General features: G+C 61.2%; 20 protein-coding genes and 1 tRNA gene. 16 read left to right on the top strand and 5 right to left on the bottom strand.

Features of this window, described 5'->3' with window-relative positions; translation table 11 throughout:
- Nucleotides 1–57 precede the first annotated feature (57 nt).
- The 3 genes from arcC (at nucleotide 58) to QP305_RS02345 (ending at nucleotide 3816) form a co-directional block, all read left to right on the top strand.
- Entirely contained in the window at nucleotides 58–1014 is a 957-nt protein-coding gene (gene arcC, locus QP305_RS02335; RefSeq protein WP_284903731.1) for a carbamate kinase, read from the top strand.
- 17 nt (nucleotides 1015–1031) lie between these two features.
- The gene (locus tag QP305_RS02340) at nucleotides 1032–2636 is read left to right on the top strand and encodes a YfcC family protein (RefSeq protein WP_284903732.1); all 1605 of its coding nucleotides are present in this window, start codon (nucleotides 1032–1034) and stop codon (nucleotides 2634–2636) included.
- Nucleotides 2637–2850: 214 nt separating this feature from the next.
- Nucleotides 2851–3816: a helix-turn-helix transcriptional regulator gene (locus QP305_RS02345; protein WP_284903735.1), complete on the top strand. Its 966-nt coding sequence runs from the start codon at nucleotides 2851–2853 to the stop codon at nucleotides 3814–3816.
- Between the two features lie 60 nt (nucleotides 3817–3876).
- On the opposite strand, the gene QP305_RS02350 is transcribed toward QP305_RS02345, so the two are convergent.
- Nucleotides 3877–4689, bottom strand: a complete 813-nt coding sequence (locus QP305_RS02350) for an isochorismatase family protein (RefSeq protein ID WP_284903737.1) — start codon at nucleotides 4687–4689, stop codon at nucleotides 3877–3879.
- A gap of 173 nt (nucleotides 4690–4862) precedes the next feature.
- On the opposite strand from QP305_RS02350, the gene metG reads away from it, so the two are divergent.
- Both metG and QP305_RS02360 read left to right on the top strand, forming a co-directional pair.
- Nucleotides 4863–6689, top strand: a complete 1827-nt coding sequence (metG, locus tag QP305_RS02355; protein WP_284903739.1) for a methionine--tRNA ligase — start codon at nucleotides 4863–4865, stop codon at nucleotides 6687–6689.
- 76 nt (nucleotides 6690–6765) lie between these two features.
- Nucleotides 6766–7740: a TatD family hydrolase gene (locus QP305_RS02360; RefSeq protein WP_284903742.1), complete on the top strand. Its 975-nt coding sequence runs from the start codon at nucleotides 6766–6768 to the stop codon at nucleotides 7738–7740.
- 16 nt (nucleotides 7741–7756) lie between these two features.
- On the opposite strand, the gene QP305_RS02365 is transcribed toward QP305_RS02360, so the two are convergent.
- Nucleotides 7757–8611, bottom strand: coding sequence for a hypothetical protein (locus tag QP305_RS02365; RefSeq protein ID WP_284903744.1), 855 nt, complete (start codon nucleotides 8609–8611; stop codon nucleotides 7757–7759).
- Nucleotides 8612–8940: 329 nt separating this feature from the next.
- Between QP305_RS02365 and QP305_RS02370 the strand changes: the two genes are divergently transcribed.
- From QP305_RS02370 to QP305_RS02400, 7 genes are all read left to right on the top strand, one after another.
- Entirely contained in the window at nucleotides 8941–10083 is a 1143-nt protein-coding gene (locus tag QP305_RS02370) for a G5 domain-containing protein (protein ID WP_284903746.1), read from the top strand.
- Between the two features lie 119 nt (nucleotides 10084–10202).
- Complete coding sequence (locus QP305_RS02375) at nucleotides 10203–10394, top strand: hypothetical protein (protein ID WP_284903749.1); 192 nt, start codon at nucleotides 10203–10205, stop codon at nucleotides 10392–10394.
- Complete coding sequence (locus QP305_RS02380; RefSeq protein ID WP_284903751.1) at nucleotides 10391–10795, top strand: Fic family protein; 405 nt, start codon at nucleotides 10391–10393, stop codon at nucleotides 10793–10795. The genes QP305_RS02375 and QP305_RS02380 overlap by 4 nt, the downstream gene beginning before the upstream one ends.
- 420 nt (nucleotides 10796–11215) lie before the next feature.
- On the top strand, nucleotides 11216–11851 hold the full coding sequence (locus QP305_RS02385; RefSeq protein WP_284903752.1) for an ATP-binding cassette domain-containing protein: 636 nt from the start codon (nucleotides 11216–11218) through the stop codon (nucleotides 11849–11851).
- A gap of 108 nt (nucleotides 11852–11959) precedes the next feature.
- On the top strand, nucleotides 11960–14632 hold the full coding sequence (locus tag QP305_RS02390) for a hypothetical protein (protein ID WP_284903753.1): 2673 nt from the start codon (nucleotides 11960–11962) through the stop codon (nucleotides 14630–14632).
- An 87-nt stretch (nucleotides 14633–14719) separates the two neighbouring features.
- Nucleotides 14720–15760, top strand: a complete 1041-nt coding sequence (locus QP305_RS02395; protein WP_434736381.1) for a ribosomal RNA small subunit methyltransferase A — start codon at nucleotides 14720–14722, stop codon at nucleotides 15758–15760.
- Nucleotides 15761–15785: 25 nt separating this feature from the next.
- Nucleotides 15786–17699 carry an ABC-F family ATP-binding cassette domain-containing protein gene (locus QP305_RS02400; RefSeq protein WP_284903756.1) on the top strand — a complete coding sequence of 638 codons (1914 nt, stop codon included), beginning with the start codon at nucleotides 15786–15788 and terminating at the stop codon, nucleotides 17697–17699.
- 109 nt (nucleotides 17700–17808) lie between these two features.
- On the opposite strand, the gene QP305_RS02405 is transcribed toward QP305_RS02400, so the two are convergent.
- The 3 genes from QP305_RS02405 to QP305_RS02415 form a co-directional block, all read right to left on the bottom strand.
- Nucleotides 17809–18999 (bottom strand): ABC transporter permease, encoded by a 1191-nt coding sequence (locus QP305_RS02405; RefSeq protein WP_284903757.1) that lies wholly within the window; start codon nucleotides 18997–18999, stop codon nucleotides 17809–17811.
- Nucleotides 18999–20027, bottom strand: a complete 1029-nt coding sequence (locus tag QP305_RS02410) for an ABC transporter ATP-binding protein (RefSeq protein ID WP_284903759.1) — start codon at nucleotides 20025–20027, stop codon at nucleotides 18999–19001. Before QP305_RS02410 ends, QP305_RS02405 begins: the two co-directional genes overlap by 1 nt.
- Before the next feature lie 267 nt (nucleotides 20028–20294).
- A complete protein-coding gene (locus tag QP305_RS02415; protein ID WP_284903761.1) occupies nucleotides 20295–21083 on the bottom strand; it encodes a TetR/AcrR family transcriptional regulator in 789 nt (262 codons plus the stop codon).
- Nucleotides 21084–21153: 70 nt separating this feature from the next.
- Between QP305_RS02415 and QP305_RS02420 the strand changes: the two genes are divergently transcribed.
- The 4 genes from QP305_RS02420 (at nucleotide 21154) to QP305_RS02435 (ending at nucleotide 24271) form a co-directional block, all read left to right on the top strand.
- A tRNA-Gln gene (locus QP305_RS02420) sits at nucleotides 21154–21224 on the top strand.
- Nucleotides 21225–21292: 68 nt separating this feature from the next.
- On the top strand, nucleotides 21293–22405 hold the full coding sequence (locus QP305_RS02425; protein WP_284903762.1) for an NTP transferase domain-containing protein: 1113 nt from the start codon (nucleotides 21293–21295) through the stop codon (nucleotides 22403–22405).
- Nucleotides 22406–22514: 109 nt separating this feature from the next.
- Nucleotides 22515–23498, top strand: coding sequence for a ribose-phosphate diphosphokinase (locus tag QP305_RS02430; protein ID WP_016443229.1), 984 nt, complete (start codon nucleotides 22515–22517; stop codon nucleotides 23496–23498).
- Between the two features lie 11 nt (nucleotides 23499–23509).
- Nucleotides 23510–24271: a sulfite exporter TauE/SafE family protein gene (locus tag QP305_RS02435; protein ID WP_284903763.1), complete on the top strand. Its 762-nt coding sequence runs from the start codon at nucleotides 23510–23512 to the stop codon at nucleotides 24269–24271.
- Nucleotides 24272–24289 lie beyond the last annotated feature (18 nt).

The following is a 24289-nucleotide window of genomic DNA, read 5'->3' on the forward strand; positions in this document are numbered from 1 at the left end:
GCTGCAGGTAGCAGGGCCACCCCGCGGCGCGTCGCCCGCGCGTGAAAAGGACAGAAGATGACTCAGGAAAACACCCGTACCGCCGGCGAAAAAATTGTGGTTGCGCTAGGCGGCAATGCGCTCGGGAAAACCCCGGAGCAGCAGCTCGAACTTATTAAGGAAACCGCCCGCTCCATCGTGGATTTGGTGGCAACCGGCAACGACGTCGTTGTCACCCACGGGAACGGCCCGCAGGTGGGCATGATCAAGGTCGCGACCGATAATTCCGCGGCCGCCGGGGAAACACCGTCGATTCCCTTCGCCGAATGCGGCGCCATGTCCCAGGGCTATATCGGTTACCACCTCCAGCAGGCCATCGAGGCCGAACTCGCGGCGCGGCAGATTGCCCGCCCGGTTATTTCGGTGGTCACCCAAACGGAGGTCGACGCCGCAGATCCCGCTTTCGGGCGCCCAACCAAGCCGGTGGGGGCTTTCTTCACCGAAGAACAGGCCCGGGTCCTCATGGAGGAAACCGGAAACAAATACGTGGAGGATGCCGGACGCGGCTGGCGCTGGGTGGTGGCCTCCCCGCTCCCCGTCTCCATCGTGGAACGCGATGTTATTAGCTCGCTCGTGGAGGCCGGCACCATCGTGATCGCGGCCGGTGGTGGCGGCATCCCGGTGGTCAAGGAAGGCTCGGGATACCGCGGAGTCGCGGCCGTCATCGATAAGGATCGCACCGCCGCGCTGCTGGCGCGGGAGGTCGACGCCGATACTCTCCTCATCCTCACCGCCGTGGACGCGGTCGCCATTGATTTCAACAAACCCACGCAGCGCGATGTGCCCGAAATGACGGTGGCTCAGGCCCGCCAGTACATCGAGGAAGAACAATTCGCCCCCGGGTCCATGCTGCCCAAGGTGGAAGCCTGCCTCGAATTCGTGGACGGCGTGGCTGGCAAGCGCGCCATTATTACCTCTCTGGAAAAGGCCGAACAGGGCATTTCCGGGGAGAGCGGCACCGCGATCATCGCCTAAGTCCGAAGGACACAATCATGACAACACGCACAAACGATGCCCCCGTCGGCAATGGGGCCGACGAAGACACCGGCACAACAACACCCCGCAAGAAGCGGCGCGGTATAACCATCCCGGGCGCTTTCACGATCCTCTTCTTCCTGACCATCGTGGCGGCTATCGCCACGTGGCTGGTGCCGGCCGGCTCCTACGCCAAGCTGAGCTACAGCTCGGATACCGGCACCTTCTCCGTGCTCAGCCCGCAGGGGGAAACCAAGGAATACCCCGGCACCCAGGACACCCTGAGCGAATTGGGCATGGATATTGACCTTTCCCAATTCACCTCTGGGGCCCTCAATAAGCCGATCTCGGTACCGGGATCCTATGAGTCCCTCGAGCAGAATCCGGCCAGCGTCGCCGATATTCCGGTCGCCATGGTGCACGGCACGATCGAAGCGGTGGACATTATGGTCTTCATCTTCGTGCTCGGTGGCCTCATCGGGGTGGTGAGAAAAACAGGTGCATTCGAGTCAGGGCTTATCGCGCTGACGAAGAAAACCAAGGGCCACGAATTCCTCCTCGTCTTTGCGGTATCCGTCTTCATGGTGGTAGGCGGATCGCTGTGCGGCCTGGAAGAAGAAGCGGTGGCCTTCTACCCGATTCTGGTCCCTATATTCCTGGCCATGGGATACGACTCCATTATCTGTGTGGGCGCGATCTTCCTGGCCGGATCCATGGGAACCACCTTCTCCACGATCAACCCCTTCTCCGTGGTGATCGCCTCCAATGCCGCAGGTATCCCCTTCACGGACGGCATTATCTGGCGCGTGGGCGGCTGTATCGTGGGTGCCATCGTGGTGGTGTGGTACCTGCACCGCTACGCAAAAATGATTAAGAAGGACTTCACGAAGTCCTACGTTTACGAAGATCACGAAGCTTTCGAGAAGCAGTGGGCGATGACCACCCACGCCGATGATGTTCCCGCCTTCAACTGGCAGAAGAAAATCATCCTCGTTCTCTTCGTATCCGCCTTCCCGATTATGGTGTGGGGCGTTATGGCCATGGGCTGGTGGTTCCCGACCATGGCGGCCTCCTTCCTCACCATTACCATCGCGGTCATGGCGATTTCCCTCTTCGGGAAGGACCGGCTCAATGAGAAACAGCTGACGGACGCTTTCATCGAAGGCTCCTCCAGACTGGTGGGCGTTTCGCTCATTATCGGACTGGCGCGCGGCATCAATATCGTGATGAACGACGGCCTCATTTCCGACTCCCTGCTCCATTCGGCAACGAACCTGGTCTCGGGGATGTCCGGCCCGCTCTTCATTATCATTATGCTGCTGATCTTCTTCGTGCTCGGTTTTGTGGTGCCGTCCTCCTCCGGTTTGGCCGTGCTGGCCATGCCGATTATGGCGCCGCTGGCCGACGCCGTGGGTATCCCGCGGTGGATCATCGTTTGTGCGTATCAATGGGGTCAGTACGCGATGCTCTTCCTGGCACCCACGGGCCTGGTCATGGCAACTTTGCAGATGCTCGATATGAAGTACCAGCATTGGTTCCGCTTCGTGTGGCCGATGGTGCTCTTCGTACTCGGCTTCGGCGGGGTGGCCTGCGTGGCTCAGGTGCTTATCTACGGCGCGTAGGCGCGAAGAATACGGCTAAAAAATAGCCGAAACGCGCGGCTCCGGCGGGCTTGGTACCGCCGGGGCCGCAGCGTGCATTCCGCCGGCCCGGTATTTCGGCGTGGCGGTTAATACTTTTATAATGAAACGGTGTGGCGCGAGACACTCGCGCTCGCGATCCCGCGTGGCCGGCAACCGTGGCGGAATCGCGTGGTGAAGGCAACGGAGCTGTGCAATGACGATAGGACTGTTTTATTACACCTGGATGGTGGGACTCTTCATCCTCATGGGTTCGGCGACGGCGCTTGCGTGTTATCTCGTTTCGCGCCGTCGCATGTTTGTGTGTTGCGCCGCCCTTTTCCTCGTGTATTTTTTCGACGTCGCAACCGTGGCCCGCACGGACTTCACCCATCCACGCAATATTGACAGCGTCTACCACATCACCGCGCCCCTGGAATCCATCACCCTGGGGGCGCTGCTCATGGGGCTTATCTGGCTGACCTACGCCACCTTCATGACGGAACCGGAAGCGAAAGTGGAGTGGCACAGCACTTTCATCCCGGCCGGGATTTTTATTGTGGGGAGTGCCGGGGCTTTGCTGATTCCCGATCCGGCCTGGCGGGAATTCGTTTTCTTCTCCATGCGCGGCATCGTGGTGATCGGGATCCTCAGTGTGGCAACGTGGAATTATCTGCATGCCACCACCGGGGTGGAGAAAATTCGCCAGCGCCGCCACCGTTGGCTTTACGTTGCTACCTGGGTGGCGGTACTGGGAACCTTCGCCTGGAATATTACCTTTATTTTCCTCGTGGCTCCCCACGCGGATAGCGCTTCCGCGCTGGCCTTCCTTCCTGAACGCAATTTCTTGGAAAACCTCATGTACATCTGCTGGGTGATCCACGTGATGCGTTTCGGGGTGCGGGTGCTGCGCATCCACTTCGACCGGCCCCCGGAAACCGTCAATCACCTGGAGGAGGATTTTATCGAATCCTCCCTGGTGTTCTATTCCCAGGCTCGGGGGCTATCGAAGCGCGAAGAAGAAGTCCTCGGCTACCTCATGCGCGGGAAAACAAATTCCCAGATTTCTAGCGAGCTCTATCTATCGCCCTCCACGGTGAAGGTGCACGTGCACAATATCCTCAAGAAAAGCCAGGTGGCTAACCGCGAGGAGCTGGTCAAAGACTTCTGGCGCTCGGTTTAGCGGGCCGCGCGCGGGCCGGCTGGCCGGCTGGCACAGGGCTGGCCGGCTGGTACAGCCGCGCTATTTCGCGGAGTCCATTCCGGGGCGGTAGTCGATATCGGAGAAATCGAAATCGGCCTCATTGACCTCATCCGAAAAGTCGATATCTTCGTCTTCTTCGGCGTAGTCATCGAAATCATCGTCCTCGTAGAGCTCGTAATCCTCATCGAGGTGCTCGAGTTCCTCCTCGCCAGCTGCGGCGTCGTCGTACGGATCATCGAATTCATCCGGAACCTCAGACTCTTCGTAGAAACCGAAGGCCTCCGAGGAATGCAGCTGCTCCACGCCCGCTTCGTCCATCTCCACGCGGGCCGCGGCCCCGAGTTCCGGGGAGGTGGGCACGGTGAGGTCGGAAAAAACGCGGGTGCGGAAACCGTTACGGACCGCGTCGATGGCGGTGGCGCGCACGCAATGCGATTCGGCAATACCCACCACGTCCACATCCGTGACCTCGGCGGTGCGCAGCACGTCCTCGAGGAGATTGCCCTGCGGATCGGTGCCCTCGAACCCGGAATAGCCCGAGGCGTACTGGCCCTTCTTGAACTGCACGTCGATAGGAAGTGCCGCGATGGATTCGTGCAGCTCCGCCTCCGGGGTATCGGCCACGCCGTGGGGCGGCCAGCTATCCACAAAATCTGGATTCTCGGAAAAATGCGGACCCGGATCAATATGCCAATCCTGGGTGGTGGCGATGAGAGCGTATTCCTCGGCGTTATCGGTGACGAAATCTGCAATGCGTTCGGCAACGGCGTTACCGCCATCTACCCCGAGGCTGCCGCCTTCGCAGAATGTGGGTTGTACATCAACAATGATGAGTGCGCGGGTCTCATCCATAGTCATCCTCCTGATGAAGCGGGTCATCACGCGGTGCGCGGCGGCCGGCTGGTTTAACGCAATGGTGGCGCCGCGCCCTTATAGTTTAGGCGCGGGGATGCGGGCGCGCTAGCGGGCGCGCGCGGAAGTCAGCTAGCGGGCACGCGCGCCGGCACGCTAGTAGAATGGTGGCCATGACTCATATTCTCTCCGCTGTTGCCTGGCCGTATGCCAACGGCCCGCGCCATATTGGTCACGTTGCTGGATTCGGTGTTCCCTCGGATGTGTTCTCGCGCTATATGCGCATGGTGGGGGAGGATGTCCTCATGGTCTCGGGTACCGATGAACACGGCACCCCGATTTTGGTTTCGGCCGACGCGGAGGGAATTACCCCGGAAGAACTCGCGGACCGCAATAATCGCATTATTGTGGAGGACCTCGTGGCGCTCGGGCTTTCCTACGATCTGTTCACCCGTACTACCACGGTTAATCACGAGCGGGTTGTGCAGCAGATGTTTGAGGTGTGCCGGGATAACGGTTACATGGTGGTGCACTCCGCCCCGGTTGCCTTCGATCCGGAAACCGGGAACACCCTCCCGGATCGCTATATTGAAGGCACCTGCCCGCTGTGCGGTAACACCTCGGCCCGTGGGGATCAGTGCGATAGTTGCGGTAACCAACTCGATCCGCAGGATCTTATCGCCCCGGTCTCCAAGGTCTCCGGGAAGACCCCGCAATTCCGCGAAACCGAGCATTATTTCTTGGATTTGCCGGCGCTGGCGGAGCGCCTGGGGCAGTGGCTTGATGAGGTGGAAGAATCTGGGAAGTGGCGCCCGAACGTTATCTCATTTTCCAAGCACCTCCTGGAGGATGTACGCCCCCGTGCCATGAGCCGGGATATTAGCTGGGGCATTCCGGTACCCGGGTGGGAAGATCAGCCCTCCAAGCGCCTCTATGTGTGGTTCGACGCCGTTATCGGTTACCTATCCGCCTCTATTGAATGGGCACGCCGGCGTGAAGCGCGCGGAGTGGGGAGCCGGGAGGATTGGCGGGCCTGGTGGAATGATTCGGAGGCCCGCTCCTACTACTTCATGGGGAAGGATAATATTGTTTTCCATTCCCAGATCTGGCCGGCCGAACTCCTCGCCTATAACGGGGAGGGGAGCCGCGGCGGCCAGCCCGGGGATTTAGGTGCGCTTAATCTGCCCACCCAGGTGGTGGCTTCGGAATTCCTCACCATGGAAGGCAAGAAGTTCTCCTCGTCCAAGGGTGTGGTTATTTATGTGCGTGATGTACTCTCGCGCTACCAGCCCGATGCGCTGCGCTACTTTATTTCCATTGCCGGCCCGGAAACTTCCGACGCTGATTTCACCTGGGCGGAATTTGTGCGGCGTAATAATTCCGAGCTGGTGGCCGGCTGGGGGAACCTCGTCAATCGCACCGCGGCCATGATCGCCAAGAACTTCGGGGAAATCCCGGCGGCCGGGCCGCTTGAGGATATGGACCGGGAGCTCCTGGACGCGGTGGAAGCCGGATTCACCACCGTGGGTGATGCCATTGCCGCGCACCGCCAGCGCGCCGCGCTCACGGAAATTATGCGGCTGGTGGGGGAGGCCAATGGTTACGTTTCCGCGACCGAACCTTTCAAGATGAAGGATCCTTCCCAGCGTGAACGCCTGGGCACGGTGTTGCACACCCTCATCCAGGTGGTTTCTGATCTCAATACCATGATGAGCGTATTCCTTCCGCATTCCTCGAATACGGTGGACCGGGTGCTGGGCGGTGCCGGTGATATTGCCCCGATGCCGCGCCTGGAAGAAGTCACCGACCTGGATTCCGGTAAGCCCTACCCGATTATTACCGGGGATTATTCCGATCCGCATCCGTGGGCGCGAGTTGAGGTTACGGTTGGCACCCCGATTTCGAAGCCGTCCCCGGTTTTCACCAAGCTGGATACCAGCGTGGTTGATGAGGAACTGGAGCGCCTCGACGCGTTGTTGAGGGCTAAGCGTGCGCAATGAATCGGTGCGGGACGGGGCCGCGCGTGACGTGGCACCGAATGGAGCAGTTGCGAATGGAGCGGTTCCGAATGGTGCCGTGCGCAATGAATTAGCGCCGGAAGAATTCGCGGCCCTTTCCGCGAAGGAGAAAAAGCGGGCCCGCCGCTGGTACCTGCCCGATGCTCCGGCCCGGCTTGCCGGCCCGGTTATCGATAACCACACCCATATTTGGGTGCCGGCGGGGGAGGCGCTCACCCCGCCGCGCGGGCGGATGCTGCCGAGCGAGGAAGCCGCCGCCATGGACGCCGCCGGGGTCTGCCACGCCATTACCTGCGCCTGCGAGGTCCCGGATCTGCTGCCGACGGTTGCGGTGGCGGAAGCGGATCGCGCCCACTTTTCCGCCGCGCTCGCGATTCACCCCAATGAGGCCGCCCGGCACCGCGGCATCACCGCGACCGGCCCGGATGGGTTAGCCCAGGAGCTTGCCGCTCACCACGCCCTCAGCTTGGAGGATGCCATTGGCCGGGTGGCGGAGGCGGCCCGCTCCAGCGCCGTCGTTGCTATTGGGGAAACCGGGCTCGACTATTTCCGCACTTCCGAGGAGGGCCGCGCCGCCCAAATTGAGGCGTTCCGCGCCCACCTCGCCCTCGCGCGCGAGCTCGACCTGCCCGTTCAGATTCACGACCGCGAAGCCCACGCCGATTGCGTGGAGGTACTGCGCCGTGACGGCGCCCCGAGTCGCGTAGTTTTCCACGCTTTTTCCGGTGACGCCGCGCTTGCCGAGCTGTGCAACCAGGAAGGCTGGTACGGAAGTTTTGGCGGGCAAATGACCTACCCGGCCAATGATGAACTCCGCGCGGCCTTCCAAGCTTTTGATCCGGCGCTGCTCCTCGCGGAAACCGATGCCCCTTACCTCACGCCGGTGCCCTGGCGCGGCCACCCCAACGCACCCTACGTGATGGCGTGGACGGTACGTTTCGGGGCCGAGCTGCGCGGCGTGAGCGAAGCAGACTGGTGCGCCCAGCTCCTGGAGAACACCCGGGCGGTGTACGGGGAACTGGGCGCGGCCTAGTTAGCTTTGCGGTTCGTTAGTTCTGCGGGCTTTCCGACTCGGGACTCTGGGCGGACGGCCCGGATTGGGCAGCCGATTGGCTTGAAGCCGTCTGCTGAGCTTGGGCTTGCGGCTGGCCGCTACCTTGCGGGTATCCCTGCTGTGCATAAGCCTGCTGGCCGTAATTCTGGCCGTAGGGCTGGCGGTACTGCTGGGCATAGGGCTGCTGGCCCTGATACTGAGCTTGACCCGGGTAGCCCTGGCCGTAGCCCTGCGGATAACCCTGCATCGGCGCGCCCTGGCTCAGGTACCCTTGCGCCGGATAGTCCTGCCCGTAGGGCTGCGCTGCGGGATAGCCGGGATAACCCGGGTACGCGGGGCGCGTGGATTTCTTAGCGGCCGTTCCCGCAGCCACCCCCTGCGTGATCCCCACCAGTGCCAGAACCAAGGCCAGCGCGCCGGTCACCCAGAAAAGCACGGTGTACTGCGCCCCGAATTCGCGGAGCGCACCCACCGAACTATCCAAGGAGAGCGCCACGAGCCCACCCAGGGTGATCGCCCCGCCCAGCGGCGCCAGCCACGAAAAAGCCTGGGCTGCCCGGCCGGTGATGAACAAACCGAGCACTCCCGCCAGCAGCGCGAGGAGCAATCCGACACCGTATAGGATCACGGGCAGCCACACGCCACCCGGATGCGCCAGCCCGAAGATCGAGGCATTATCTTCGCCCAGGGCCAGGACCGGCGTGAAGCACAAGATAATAAGAGCGATGCTCAGCGCGGTGGTCAGAGCCGCCAGGCCGCGCAGCACGCCGGTGCCACGCTTCGATGCGGAGGGAACGGGGTAGCTCGGAGGAACAGGCTGCTGTGCGTATCCGGGATATTGAGTGCTCATAGCCTTAAATGTAATCGATGTAACGCCCGCGCTGGCGGCGCGTTAGCTAAGTCTCCCCGCCAGGGCCTCCCCAGCCCTCCCCGGCAATGTGAAATAACGCTCAGATTACGATGTGCCAGCTGGCGGCGTCGTCGTACCACATGCGCAAAAACCGCAAGAATCCGCGGAAAGATCACGTAACAACCGCATGAGCGTTCTTGAAAATCTCAAGAAAAACGAGCCTTCCTCTCCGAATCGTTGTCCAAATGTTACGAAATGATTACACTCGATATAGTTTCGTTATAAAAGCGAGGCCGGAGGGTCCTCGCGCAAGCAACGGAGGAAGTTTAGTGGGGCGTCACAGCGCACAGGGAATGGGACTCGAGCAATTCGTTCGGGCTGAGGTTCGTACCCCGGGTCCGCGGTCGCGGGCTCTCATGATGGAACGCGGCGCGGTGAGCGAGGCGGTGCAGGCCGCGCTGGCCACTCGGCCGCAGGCCACCGGCACCGCGTTCCAGGCACCCGCCGCGGTGGAGGATACCGCTGCGAACGCCCAGCTCAGCGCTTTCCCGCTCAGCCGGCGCGGAGTTGCCGCGCTCGGGGCCGTGCTGCTGGCCGGCAGTGGTATCGGCCTGATGTCGCATATGTCCATGCCCGCCAATGCGTACGCGGATGGTTTCCCGGTGGCGCGCGCGGCCGGCGCTACGGTTTCCGAATACTCTTTCACCGTTAATTTTGAAGGCGAAGAACGCACCCTCACCACCACGGCGGGCACTCTCGGGGAAGCTTTGCAGGAAGCCGGGATCACGGTTTCCGGGGATGACGTTGTTTCGCAGAGCCTCGCCGAAGCGGTCACCCCCGGCGCGAAGGTCACCATCACCCGGGTGGAAAAGCGCGTGGTCACCGAAGAGGTGGTGGACGCGCACGGTTCCACCAAGGTCGACGACGCCGCGCTTGCCAAAGGCACCACCAAGGTGGAAACGGAAGGCAAGGATGGCATTTCTGCCAATACCTACGAAATCCGGGTGGAAAACGGCAAGGAAGTTGCTCGTACCCTGACCTTCTCCGCGGTCAAGCAGGCCCGCATGGATGAAGTGGTCAAGGTGGGGACCTCGGAAAGCGCCGCCGCGGTGGCGGGCGCGAGCGGTGACGGTGGCAGTGCGGCGCTCGGGAGCGCCAGCGTGGTTCCGGCCGGCACCGCCCAGGAAATCGCCTCGGGTATGCTCTCCGCTTACGGCTGGGGTCAGGACCAGTTCTCCTGCCTGGTCACGCTGTGGAACCGGGAATCGAATTGGAATCACCTGGCCGAAAACAGCTCCTCGGGGGCCTACGGTATTCCGCAGGCGCTGCCCGGCTCCAAGATGGCGTCCGCCGGTGCCGATTGGCAGACCAATCCCGCCACCCAGATCCGCTGGGGCCTGGGTTATATTGAGGGCCGCTACGGCAGCCCCTGCGCCGCGCTCGGGCATTCCAATTCCCGCGGGTGGTACTAAGCCTGCAGCTTTAAGCCCGCAGCTCTAAGGTTTAAGCCCGCAGCCCTCAGCCGTTACGCAACCGCCGCTACTCAAGAGCGGTATTGCGCTGGTGCCGGGCGGCTTATACGCTCATGATTATGAGCGCCACGATAACGATTAGTGAAAAACTAGCGCGCGATATTGCGGATATCGCGGCTCGCTACGGCATGAGCGAAGAGCAGGTGTTACGCGAAAGCCTGGCGGCTCTTCGCAGCGAGCTTGAGGTCGCGGACCAGCTTGATGCACTGTATTCCAAGCGCGCTACCGCGATGGAGCGTTTGGGAAATTGAGGCGGCTCAACGAATTCGCGGTGGAACGCTGGCTGGCGCGGCGTGGATTTTATGTGCGCTCCCGGGCCGGACTGCGCTCCTGCTTCCAGGGTACCTTCGGGAAAATGTACGGTGTGGAACTGTACCCGAGTCCGCACGAAAAAGCCGCGAAAATCCTGCTGGAAGTAGAAACCCAACACCCGCTTTTTGACGGAAATAAGCGGCTCGGGGCGCTACTATGCGAAGCTACCCTCAACGAGTTCGGCTTCGCATTGATGATGAACGACGACGCGCTAGCTGACATGTGTTTCGCTGTCGCCGGAGGTCAATTACGGGATCTGGAACAGATAACCGAGCTACTCAAAGAGAATGCGCGGCCGGGGTTAGTCAATAGTTTTCCCTCAGTGCCGGAAGCTGAATAAACGTGACTATCCGGGTATACAGTTACACCATGAATGTGGTGAGAAGCACGATACTGGCTGGCGGGTTGACGCTGATCTCGATGGTTGGGCTGCGGTCATGGGGGCTACCCTGGTACGTCTGGGTTATTCAATTCGTGATCCTCGTGGGTGCCGGGTTGGCGTGGGGGAAATTCCTGGTTGGAGATTCTGGGGAATCTGGGTACGCACAGGGTTCTGAGGCTTCCGGGGGTTCACCGGATTCCAGTGGTGTAGTTGTCCGGCAGCAGCGCCGCGCAATTGCTTTGCTTATAGCGGTAGTGGCGGCTGTGATTCTTATTATTGTGTATCTCTGCTTGGTTGTGTGGGCGTGACCAACCGGGGGTAGGGGTCTTATAAGATCACATGCTCCGTAAATAGCTGTTCGAAGGGAGGCGGTTAAAAATGGATTGTACGACCCTCATAGGTTTTGAAGCTGTGAGCTTGGTGTATTCGGTAGCTGGCAAGCCGAATAAGGTTATTTTTGATGATCTTACTTTTTCGGTAGAGCCCGGGAGCATTACAGCGGTAGGTGGCCGCTCGGGCTCGGGGAAAAGTACCGTCCTCGATGTGGCATATGGAAAGCTGCCTCCCAGTTCGGGAAGAGTCTCCTGGTGCGATAGGGATCTCGGTTCTTTGCGTGAAAGCGAAGCGCAACATATCCGGCGCGCAAATATTGGGTACGTGGACCAGAAAGCGCTTTTACTAGGCGACCTTACTGTTCTCAAGAACGTTATGTGCGGGGGAGCTGACAAAGCGACGGCGCACTCATGGCTGGAAAAGCTTGGCGTCGCAGATATTTCGGATAGTCGGGGAGCGAAGATTTCGGGTGGTGAAGCTCAGCGGGTAGCGCTGGCACGGGCGCTTGCAAAGCAACCTGATCTATTGATCTTGGATGAACCCACCTCGTCGCTTGATCTGGGAAACGCGCAAACGGTTGCCGAGATTTTACAGCTGGAGGCACGGCGGGGAGCCGGTATTCTTGTCGCCACTCACGATGACGTGATTGGGGCCATTGCTGACACGAAAGTGAGCCTGTAAATGTTCCGGCCCAGTTGGAAGCGCAGTGCTGTTTACGTGCTCATAGCGCTGTTTTGCTTCGCGTGGGTGTTTGCCTCGCACATGGCATACTCCCTCGCCGGGGCCAAAATGGATGACGAATGGCGCGGACGTTACGACATTCTGGTCACAGATAAAAAGGCAGGAGAGAGTCTCTATTCTTCACGTGATAAAGCCGGAATGACGCTGCTGGAACAAAACTATGCAGCGCAGACCTTGCCGGAGCTGGAATCGCGAATACTAGAAGAAGTGAGAAAAATTGAGGGTGTGTCAGTGGCGGCACCGGTCGGTTTTCTCGGCAGTTACAAAGGATTTTGGGTACTTCCGCAAATTGCCTCAGATGGAATAGATTTCCAAACGTCGCCTGTGAAGAGTTATCGCGTCACGTGGCAAGTGCTTGAGGCAGAAACTAAGGTTCTGGATAAAGGGACGGCGCAATATGACCTCGATGCCACAGGAATCATTGCTCGGCCCACGCCCACCGGCGGCGAACCCACCGGAATTCAGTCGCATATAGGCATGCGGCCAGAGCTCTACCGGTATCACTATCCAAGCGTCACCATCCCGGATGAAAACTCGGTTCTTCTCACGGCTTTTGCGCTGCCAGATGTGGCAACCAGTGTCGCAGTAGTAGATCCCGTATCGGAACGTGAAATGTTAGGGTCAGCAGGAGAATGGCTCAATCCTCTTATTGAATTCGACAAGGTAGTTGAACGTAAATTGGGCCTTGGAGATCCTCTTAGCGCAGATGATCTCGCGGCTCTTCCCAACGGCGTTGTAGTTACTCAGCAAGACCTTGCTCTGGCACAGGAAGCGAGATCGGGAGAAGGACACGAGGAGATTGCGCCGCTCGCTGCAATGCCAGGAATGGCAGAACGTAGTCGTCCGGTGCCGTGGCGGGCATATGGGATAAATTCTCAGATATTTGGATACGTTGCCAACCAGGATTTCTCACCGAATATCTCTATCTCAGTTGCCATAGAGAGCATCGACAAGCATGGAAAAACGGTAGGCACAGTCGAGCAACGCATTGATCTGGCGCATGACAATAGCCCCTTTGGCTCGCGTGCGGTTTTGCTGCCTCTTCCAGAACAGGGAGGGGAAACCTACGGGCGAATAACTGAGACCTATACCAATGGCGCCTACGTTACTGCCGATAACGTTTTCGCTCCGAAACTCACTCCGGTTCCTGCGGGTGAAACGGTGGCGGAAGATGAAGCTTCGCGGCGTGCTCAGGCTGACGAGGAATATCGGGCTAGCTTTGTGGTGAATCCCGTAGGAATTGCTCCCCTTTATACTTCTTATAACGAGTCTGATTCTCTAGCCGCGCAAGTAACTCCGCAGGAGATTGGAGCAGAGATTACGTATCGTGCGACCTCTCCCTTAGACACCTCTCTTGGCTCGGTTGTTCGTGACGGTGGTGCACCGTTTGAGGTTGGCGAGTTCACTCCGCAGGAAACGAAAACGGATGATGTACCTGGCACGGATCCTCTCGGAGCGCTCGGACTTTATTCTTCAAATCACCTGATGCAGGGAGGCGAACGGATCGACCACCTCCGCTCAGGACTCGGTGTTGCGCTGAACCCACCATCGGCAGTGGTTTCTTACGGAAGCGCGGAAGCTCTTGCGGGGGAACTCCCGATCAACGCCATTAGGGTACGAGTCGCGAATCTTGAGGGCCTAACTCGGGAGGATGCGCTAGTAGCCATCGGCAAAGTGGCTGATCGAATCCGGTCCATAGGTGTAGATGCCAGGGTAGTGGCAGGCTCATCACTCGGAACTGCGAAGATTTGGATACCGCAAACTGCGGGCCAAACCGATAGCGAGGCCGGCCGTCAAGAAGTGGAAGCGCTTGGCTGGGTCGATCATCGCTATGTTGTGCTAGGCGCAGCGGATTTCATGGCAAGCCTCCTCACCACTCTGGTGCACTCCATCGCGCAGGCGGGCGGCTTCCTCATCATCGGCGTGATTGCGGTGGTGGGAGCGGTGGAATTTGCCGCGAGACGAACCAGATTCAATGTTCTCAAAAATCAAGGATGGTCCTCATCCTCATGTCTTGCAACCGTTCTTCGGGAAGAAGCGTGGGGGCTGATTCTTCTCGCATGTGCCCTTGTAACGACGGCACTGTTTTCAGTGGCGGAACAACCTCGATTACTAGCAGGCATTCCGCTTGTTTGCGGGGCTGTTATCTATGCGCTCCTTCTTATCCTTCCGCTTCGTTACGCCAGTCGAAGGAGCGGCTCGAATCTTCCGCGAATCTCTCTTCTAGGCTGGTTAACCGTTGCTGAGGGACTGTTTATCGGAGTGTTCTGCGCGCTACTTGGTGAAGTAGTAACAATGATCGTGTGGTTCCGGAAAGGTGCCCGCGGATTAGATATTGGTGAAGCCCTTGTTGAAGTATTACTACCTGTGCTTGTAGTCCTGGCGGCAGCGGCGGGCCTGGCAGTGAGCGTGCTGCTTCTCCTGGCGCGCAGGAAACAAACCGCTGTGCGGGATCTCAAAGAATTTGTGTACTGGAACTTGGGTTGGAGTACAAAGAAGATCCGTACCGCGCAGGTGGGTGTCTCATTCATCGTGGCCATATGCTGTGCCTTAGTTGGTTGGATAGTCTCCGTGACATTGATCGGAGCCGGAATGGACCGCGGCCTGTATTGGATTGTTTTTTCTTCAGCGGCTGTCGTCCTGGTTCTCATCAACGGTCTCGGTGTGAACCCATCTACTCTCCCGCGCCGTTTTCGCGCGAGTCTACGTTTGCAGAGCTGAGAGGTGGGAAGGGACTTTCGTAACTCTGGGAACCCCGTTCGTTGGGCCTCGCTTCGAGAGCGCGAGTTAGCCGGGTACACTGCATCTGTGGTCGCCAATCATATTGCTCAACAGGACTCGCCCGGGAACACGCAGCCCGGCCGCACACCGCTCGGTAGTGAACCGGCCGGTGATACCCCGGCTGGAACTGCCCTCCTCACCCCGGTGGACGTGCGCGCGCTGTGCACGGCCCTGAATATTCGCCCCACCAAAACCCTGGGGCAAAACTTCGTGCACGACGGCGGCACCGTGCGCAAAATCGTGCGGGAAGCCGGGGTGGGCCCGGGGGATAAGGTCCTCGAAATTGGCCCGGGTCTAGGCTCCCTCACCCTGGCGCTCCTGGAAAGCGGCGCCTACGTATCCGCGGTGGAGATCGACGCCGCCCTGGCTGTCGCGCTCCCCGATACCGTGGCGCGCCGCCACAGCGCCCCGGAGAATTTCGCGCTGCTGCACGCGGATGCCCTGAGCATCACCGGGCCCGAACAACTCGCTTGCCCGCCCGCGCTCCGCACTGGCCAGACCGGAGCCGCGGCAACCGGCACCGTAACCGCCAGCACCGGCGATCCCGGCAGCACGCAGCCCTTCGCCCCCACCGCCCTGGTGGCCAACCTTCCCTATAACGTGGCGGTGCCGGTGCTCCTCACCCTCATGGAAGCCCTGCCCAGCCTGGAAACCATCACCGTGATGGTGCAGCTGGAAGTCGCCGACCGCCTGGCCGCAGCCCCCGGCTCCCGCACCTACGGCGTGCCCTCGGTGAAAGCCGCCTGGTACGGCAGTGCCACCCGCGGCGCGAAAATCTCCCGCCACGTTTTCTACCCGGAGCCGAATGTGGATTCCGCCCTCGTCCACCTGCGCTTGCGGCCCGCGCCCGGTAACGATGACCTGCGCGAACGCGTTTTCACTGTGATCGACGCCGCTTTCGCTCAGCGGCGTAAAACTCTGCGCAGTGCCCTGGGTTCCTGGGCCGGCAGCCCGGCCGCCGCCGAAACCATCCTTCAGCGGGCTGGGGTATCGCCCCAGGCCCGCGGGGAAACCCTCACCATTGACGATTATGTGCGGATCGTGCAGGCCCGCGAACTCCCCAACTAAAAACCCATTCCAAGGACCACCAGCTATGGCACATTTACTTTCGGTACATGACGTGGGCGTCAGCCTGGGAAGCCGCGATATTCTCAGCAACGTCTCCCTGAGTTTAGAGGACGGCAGCCGCATAGGCGTCGTCGGCCCGAACGGGGGAGGGAAAACCACGGTGCTGCGCCTCATCATCGGGGCGCTCGCGCCCACCAGCGGTGAGGTGATTCCCACCAATACCGCAAAATTTGCTACGCTCACCCAGGCCGATGAGCTGCCCGATACCACGGTGCTTGAGGCGATTCACGCCGGAACCGCTCGCCACGAATGGGCCAGTGACGCGCGGGTGCGGGACCTGCATGCCGGGCTGTTGCCCGATATTCCCCTCGAGGCGCGGGTTCGTGAGCTTTCCGGCGGGCAGCGCCGGCGGGTGGCCCTGGCCCACACCCTCACGCGAGACGCGAATATTATTATTCTCGACGAGCCGACCAACCATTTAGACGTGGAGGGTATTACTTTCCTGGCGCATTATATTAAGGAACGTTTCGGCGGGCCGCGCCCGCGCGGGGCGCTGGTGGCCGTCACCCACGACCGCTGGTTCCTGGATGCGGTGGCAACCCGCCTGTGGGAAGTGGTGCCCGGGGTGGAGGGGCCGCGCGGGCAGATTCCCGGCCGGGTCGAAACCTACGAGGGCGGGTATTCGGATTATATTTTCCAGCGCGCTGAGCGGGAACGCCAGGCCGCGCTCGCCGAAGAAAAACGCAATAACTTATTGCGGAAGGAGCTGGCGTGGCTGCGGCGCGGCGCCCCGGCCCGCACCTCGAAGCCACGTTTCCGTATCGAAGCGGCGGAAAATCTTATTGCGGATGTTCCGGCCCCGCGCGATACCGTGGAAATGACGCGCATGGCCGCCGCTCGTTTAGGTAAAGAAGTGGTTAATCTTGAGGACGTCAGCCTGCGCTACGGCGGCGGCCCGGAAATTTTACGCGGGGTGACCTGGCGGATTGCGCCGGGTGAACGCGTGGGGATCCTGGGCGCGAACGGTGCCGGGAAATCCTCGCTGCTCGCGCTCATTGCCGGGCGGCTCCAGCCCACTTCCGGGCACGTCAAACGCGGAGCCACCGTGAAACTCGCGGAACTATCCCAGCACACTCGCGAACTCGATGAGGTTGCGGATTTGCGGGTGGTGGAGGCCGTGAACGACGTCGCAGCTCGCGTGCAGGTGGGGAAGAAGGAACTCACCGCGAGCCAGGTGACCGAGCGGATGGGATTCACCCGCGAACGTGCCTGGACGCGAGTCAGTGAACTTTCGGGCGGGGAGCGGCGCCGCCTGCAATTCATGCGCCTGCTCATGGCCGAACCGAATGTGCTGCTCCTGGACGAACCGACGAATGACCTGGATACCGATACCCTCGCCGCGATGGAAGATGTGCTGGACGGCTGGCCGGGCACCCTCATTGTGGTCTCCCACGACCGCTACCTGCTCGAACGCATGACGGACCGGCAGATCGCGGTGCTGGGTGGCCACGTGCGGGATTTGCCGGGCGGCGTGGATGAGTATTTGCGGCTGCGTGAAGAGGAGCGGGGCGAGCGCGAGGGTGCCAAGGGCGCGGCTGGAGCGCGCGCGGGTGCAGATGCTCGTGCGGGCGCCGGCGGTGCAGGCGGCTCCGGCAGCTCCGGGGCTGCGGCAGCCGCGTCCGGTGCATCGGGGGAGCGGGCTGAGAAAAGCGCGAGTGCCCTCCAGCGCGAAGCCCGCAAAGAAGTGCAGCGCATCGAGAAACGGATGAATCGGCTACGCGAGCAGATCACCACGCTGGAGGAGCGCAGCACCGCCTGCGCGGTCAGCGGGGACTATGAGGAACTCGCGCGCATTGGCAAAGAGCTAAGTGAGGCAAGTGGCCAGCTTGACGAGCTGGAAGAACAGTGGTTGGAGGCAGCTGAAGTAGCCGAGGGCTAAGGCGAGCGCACCCACCCAGCCAGAATGGCCATTCCGCCAGGCGTACACACACGCGGGGCCCGGGAGAATCCCGGGCCCCGCGTGCGTCGTCGTCGTACTACATCAGAATTTAGGCGGCCTTACGGAAAATCTGCGTGAGCTTGACGCGCTCACCCATCCGCAAAATCGAGCGTTCGTAAATCTTGCCGGCCAGAATCGCCAGCAGGAAGACCCCGAGCGCGTTGATGCCGACCGCCGCCAGTTCTTCCACGAGCGGGACCTCGCCGATGGCCGCGCGCATGGGCATCATGAACGGGCCGAAGAACGGCAGCACGGAGAGAATCTTCGTGACCGCGGCCTCGGGCAGCGCCGGAATAAGGTAGAGCGCGGTGTAGAACGGGATGAACTGGAGGAACATGACCGGGGTGTTGATGCCGGCCAGGTCTTCCTGGCGGGACACCGTGGCCGCCAGCCCGCCCACCAGCGCGGTGGCGGTGAAGTAGCCGAGCACCATCCACACGACCGTGCGCGCCACCATGCCGGCCAGCCCGAATTCCTGGAGGAAACTGAGATCGGGAACCAGCCCGGAAATGGCCACGCCCGTAATAATCGCGCCGATATAACCGAAGAGGATGACCACCCAGCCGGCGCCCAGGCCCAGCACTTTGCCGAGCAGCAGGACGCGCGGGCGGACCGTGGTCAAAATAATTTCCACCACGCGGGAGGATTTTTCTTCGACGACGCCGGCGCCTACCGCGCCAATGCCGCCCATCACCATGAAGAAAATCAGCATGGCACTCACCGAGCCGATAAGGAAACCAATGGGATTCGCATCGAAACCGGAGGGAGTGTAATTCACCGTCTGAACCCGGAGATTATTAATAGTATCCAGGTGGGCGAGGACCGTGGCATCCACCCCGGATTCCTCCAGCACATAGGTGCTGAGCACCTTCTTGAGAGCGGGCAGCTCCTTCGGATCCGGGGAAGTGGCCACGATCTGCGGATCGAGGGCCGTGCCGGAAATGCCGATTTCCGCTTCCGGTTCTTCGGTGGCCAGCTCGGCGGCGATATTGGAGGTGGGGAGGGCGGCGAAACCGGCACTCTCCAGGTAGGGCTGGAGCTGCGCGGCGCTGGCCTCCAGGTAAATGCCCTGGGCTTGCGCGGCCGGGGCGGCGCCGTTAGCTTCATCGTCTCCGCCCAGGAAGACGCGGCCCGCGAAGCCGGCCACAATAGCGATGACCCACATAACCGCGAGGGAAATCATGGTGGCGCGGGAAGCGAAAACGTTCTTGAACTCGCGTGCGAAAACAGTGCGTACCATTACTTAGCCTTCTTTCCGAACAGCGAGCCGAGCAGGCCGCGCTTTTTCTTGGGTGCGGCCGCGTCATCTTCGTTTGTGGAGGGCACCTGAACAACGTCGCGGAACAATTCCGTGAGGTGGGGGCGGCGCTGGGCGAATTCCACCACGGTGCCGGCCTGCTGGGCAGCGGCGAGAAGCGCGGCGGTGGGGTCTGCGGTGGGGGTGGGGTTAGCGGGCGCGGTCTCCACGAGCACCCGCGCAATTCCCGCGCTCAGCGGCGCCTCCGAGGTGCCGGCCAGCGGATCGGGGTGGACGGTGAATCCGGCTTGGCTGAGGGCCGTGCGCAGCGCGGTTTCCTCCGCGCGCACCGCCAGTGCGTAGGGCGGGTTACCGGAATTACGCAGCTCATCTACGGTGCCGCGGGCCACGATATTTCCACCCGCGAGGATTCCCACGCTATCGCAGAGGCGTTCGACCAGGTCAAGCTGGTGGGAGGAGAAAATAACCGGAACGCCCTCATCGGCCTTCTGGCGCAGCGTATCGCTCATGGTGCGCACCGCCACCGGGTCCAAACCGGAGAAAGGTTCGTCAAGGATGAGGAGTTCGGGATCGTGAATGAGAGCGGCGGCCAGCTGCACGCGCTGCTGGTTACCGAGGGAAAGCTTCTGGACGGCATCCTCCCGGCGCGAGCCCACCCCGAGGCGATCCGTCCAGCGTTCCATAGCGGCCTGTGCCGCATCCGGGCTCATCCCGTGCAGGCGCGCGAAATACATCAGCTGCTTATCGACCTGCATCTTCGGGTAGAGGCCGCGTTCTTCTGGCATATAGCCGATGCGCTGGCGTGCCGCGAAATCAATGGGCTGGCCATTCCAGGTCACCTGCCCGGAATCTTTACTCAGGAGGCCGAGCATAATGCGCATCGCAGTGGTTTTCCCGGCCCCGTTCGAGCCGACGAAACCGAAGATTTCACCGGGGCGAACCGCGAAGCTAAGATCCTGCAACACTTTGCGCGACCCGAAACTCTTGGAGATGTTCTCAACGGAGAGCATAAAGGGTACGTCCTTGCTATTGTGCGATTGATGAATATTCTAGGGTAGCGCGCCGCCCGCCCAGACACGGGCAACCGCCGCGCGCAAGACCGGTGACGTCACCTAGAGCGCCATCGTTCTATTTGCGTGTCGCCGTCTATCCTATGCCAGAGTCCCGGTGAAACCTAGATTAAGAAAGGGGGACGGGCCGGATTATGCCGGATGCGCGCCGGCTCAGTGCCCGCTTAGTGCCGGCTCAGCGCGTTCCCACGCACGCTCAACGCGCGCTCAGTGCCCGCCGCGGGTGAGCAGGCGCGGCTGCGATTCCAGCCCGCGCAAGCCGTTCCACATAAAATTGACCACGTGCTCGGCTACCGTTTCTTTATCGGGTTGACGCACATCCACCCACCACTGGCCCACCTGGCCGAGCGCCCCGGCCAGCGTCTGCCCGTAAATGCGGGCGTATTGCGGAGAAATACCATTGCGCCCGAGCATGGGCGCCAGCAAATCCGAGGCATAATCAGCCACATCCGCGATCACGGTTGAGAAGGAATCCCCGCCCAGCGTGGCCGGCGAACGCTGCACGAGGAGGCGAAAACCGTCGTCGTTATGCTCAATATAATCCAGCACGGCGACGACGATGGACTCGAGCACCTCGCGCTCGGGCAGGCCAATGTTCATGCGCGCGGAAAGTAATTCCGTGAGCGTGACGAGCTCGCGATCCACTACCACGTTGTAAATGCCTTCTTTGGAGCCGAAATGTTCGTACACAACCGGCTTGGAGACCTGGGCGGCCGCGGCGATTTCTTCGATGGAGACCCCGTCGAAACCCTGGGCCGCGAAAAGTTCGCGGGCCACGCCCACCAATTGTTTACGCCGGTCCGCTCGCGACATGCGCACCCGCTTCTTTTCCGGGGCGGGGGCAGGTGCGGGGGTCTGTGTCGTGGTCGGAGTGGAGGCATCCGCGGTGGTGGCAGCGGTGTTCTGTTCGATGTTCTGATCGGTGTGAGCGAGCGTATTATCGGCGGCGCGGGCGGCATCAATGCCGTTCGTGCCCTCAGGCGAGGTCTGTTTCATACTCAGTATTATGCCAGGAGCGCTTCGGTCGGTTAGACTATATCGGTGCCGGCCCGCGCGTCGGCAGTTTTCCGCCATGGTGTAACGGCAACACAGCGGTCTTTGGAACCGTTATTCTAGGTTCGAATCCTAGTGGCGGAACGTTTTCGGGCGCAGCGTCAGCGCCCGTGGCGAAATATAGGGCGCATTGCCGCCAGAAAAGGGAAGGCATGGATCTCTCCGCTGTCGTCATCCTGGCTGCTGGCCAGGGAACTCGCATGAAATCAGCCACCCCGAAACTTTTGCATGAGGTGTGCGGCCGCACGCTGCTCGGGCACGCCATCACCGCCGCGCGCAGCCTCAATCCCCGCCATATTGTTGTGGTGGTGCGCCACGAACGGGATCGGGTGGCTGCCCACGCGCTTGAGCTGGACGATTCGGTCATGATCGCCGATCAAGATGAGATCAAGGGCACCGGCCGCGCGGTGTGGTGCGGGATGGAAGCCCTGGGTGCGGGGGTGAGTGGCCCGGTTCTTGTGATGGCCGGGGATACCCCGCTTTTGGGTGGGGAGATTCTCGGGGAGCTCGCGCGCGCCCACGGGAACAGTGTTCACGGCAGCAGTTCGTGCGGGAACACTGTTTACATGAACGACGACGCCGCTACCGCTCCGGCTGCCCCCGCCAACCCCGCTGTCACCGTGCTGAGCGCCCGGGTGCCTGATCCGGCTGGCTACGGGCGGATTGTGCGTGATAGCCAGGGCACCATCTGCGCCGTCGTAGAAGATAAAGACGCAAGTGCGCAGCAGCGTGCCATCAACGAAATCAATACTTCTACCTATATTTTCGATGCCGCGTTTTTGCGCGAGGCGCTGGCGACCCTGGGCACCGATAACGCGCAGGGGGAAATGTACCTGACCGATGTGGTGGCGCGGGCGTACCAGCTCGGCGCCGGGGTCGGTTCTTATGTAAGCAGTGATTACCTGGCTGTGGAGGGTGCGAATGACCTGGTCCAGCTGGCGGCCCTGCGCCGGGAAATGAATCGACGCATCGGGGAAAAGTGGATGCGCAGCGGGGTGAGCATTATTGATCCGGCCACAGCGTGGATTGATGTCCAGGTGGAACTGGAGCCGGATTGCGTCGTCGAACCTAATACAATTTTGCGCGGAACCACGCGGGTAGCGCGGTTTGGGCACGTGGGGCCCGGGGAACTGAGCAATGTCATCGTGGAGGAAGGCGCGCGGGCGCGGCATGTGCACCTGCGCGATTGCCTCATTCCGGCCGGTAAATGTGCCCGGCACGCGATTGCGCTCGGGGAAGCCGCCCAGCACCGCTGCGGCGGGTAAACACTGTTCCGGCGGTAAACACCGTTTACCGGGTAGCGGGTAGCGCCGCGATCGCATAAGCTGACAACGTCGAAAAACCCAAGCAGGCGAAACACATCGGGGGAGCACAATGAGCACGGGAATGCGGGTATCGAACGATAAGCGGCTGGTCCTAGCCACGGGCCGCGCCTATCCGGAGTTGGCGGAGGAGGTTGCGCGCTGCCTGCATATCAGCATGCTGCCCACCACCATCTACGATTTCGCAAATTCAGAAATTTACATCCGCTATGAGGAGTCGATCCGCGGGGCGGATGTTTTTATTATGCAGGCCTTCAGCAGCCCCATTAATAAATGGCTGATGGAGACGCTGCTCATGGTGGATGCCGCCAAGCGTGCCTCCGCCAAGCGCATCACCGTGGTGGCGCCGTACTACCCCTACGCTCGTCAGGACAAGAAGCACAAGGGCCGCGAACCGATTTCGGCGCGGCTGGTGGCCGATCTGCTCAAGACGGCCGGCGCGAACCGCATTATGAGCGTGGATCTGCACGCCGCGCAGAGCCAGGGTTTCTTCGACGGGCCGGTGGACCACCTGTGGGCGATGCCCACGCTGGTCGAATATGTCCGCTCCATTATTACCGGCGACGACGCCGTTATGGTCTCACCCGATGCCGGCCGTATTAAGGTGGCCGAGCAGTGGTCCTCGCGCCTGGGCGGAATTCCGCTGGCTTTTGTGCATAAGACCCGCAATATTGAGAAGGCCAATACCGCGAAGGCTAACCGGGTTGTCGGCGATGTGGCCGGTAAGACCGCCATTATTGTTGACGACATGATCGATACCGCCGGCACGCTGGTCGGCGCGATTCGCGTGGTTAAGGATGCCGGCGCCAAGGACGTTATCGTGGCGGCCACCCACGCGTTGCTTTCCGGGGAAGCGGTCGAGCGGCTCTCCAATGCGCCGATTCGTGAACTCGTGGTGACCGACACCGTGCCGATTCCCGATGAGAAGCGTTTCAAGGGCTTGACGGTGCTTTCCATTGCCCCCACCCTGGCGCGCGCCATCGACGAAGTCTTCGAGGATGGCTCGGTGACCTCGCTATTTGACGGCGCGTACTAAAAACGCACGTGGTGGTCACATCGAGCTGGGCGCTGTCCGTACTTGTCTTCGCTACCGGGTTGGTGGGCGGCATTGTGGGATACCTGACCGGGGTGGCTTCGCTGGTCACCTACCCGGCTCTCCTGGCCCTCGGATTCCCGCCGATTACCGCCAATGTGACGAATGCGATCAATAATTTCGGGAGCAGCCTGGGCTCGGTGCTGACCGGCTGGCGCTCCATGCGGGCGGTGCAGGCCTATCCGTTGTGGCCGCAGATGTTTATCAGCGCGGTGGGCGGAGCTATCGGCGCGGTGCTGCTGCTGGCTTTCGACCCGAAAGTTTTCGAGTTCGTGGTGCCCTGGCTGGTTCTCATCGCCACCCTTTCCACGCTGGTTGGCCCCTACCTGGAACGACGCGGCATCCACGCGAATATTCCGGTTCCTACCTTCCTGGTGCTAGTGGGTGTGCTGGGCGTGTACGGAGGTTATTTCGGGGCGGCCTCGGCGGTTGTGTATCTTGGCATCGCCGCGATCCTCACCCCGATGACCACCCACGAGGCACTGCTGCTCAAATCTCCGGTGCTCGGCTGCGCAAATCTCACCGCGCTACTGTTCTTCATCTGGTCCGGGGAAGTGGATTACGCGGCGGCGCTGACCATGATGCTCGGCGGGCTGCTGGGCGGGATGGTTGGCCCGCACCTCCAGCGTTTCCTCCCCGGTGGTGTGGTGCGCTGGCTGGTCGGCATCTTCGGGACAGCGCTCGCGATCTGGCTGATGCTGCGGGCGTTGGGGTAGGGCGGCGCGGCTGCCCTT

Source organism: Actinotignum timonense (assembly GCF_030216305.1).
Lineage (GTDB): Bacteria > Actinomycetota > Actinomycetes > Actinomycetales > Actinomycetaceae > Actinotignum > Actinotignum timonense_A.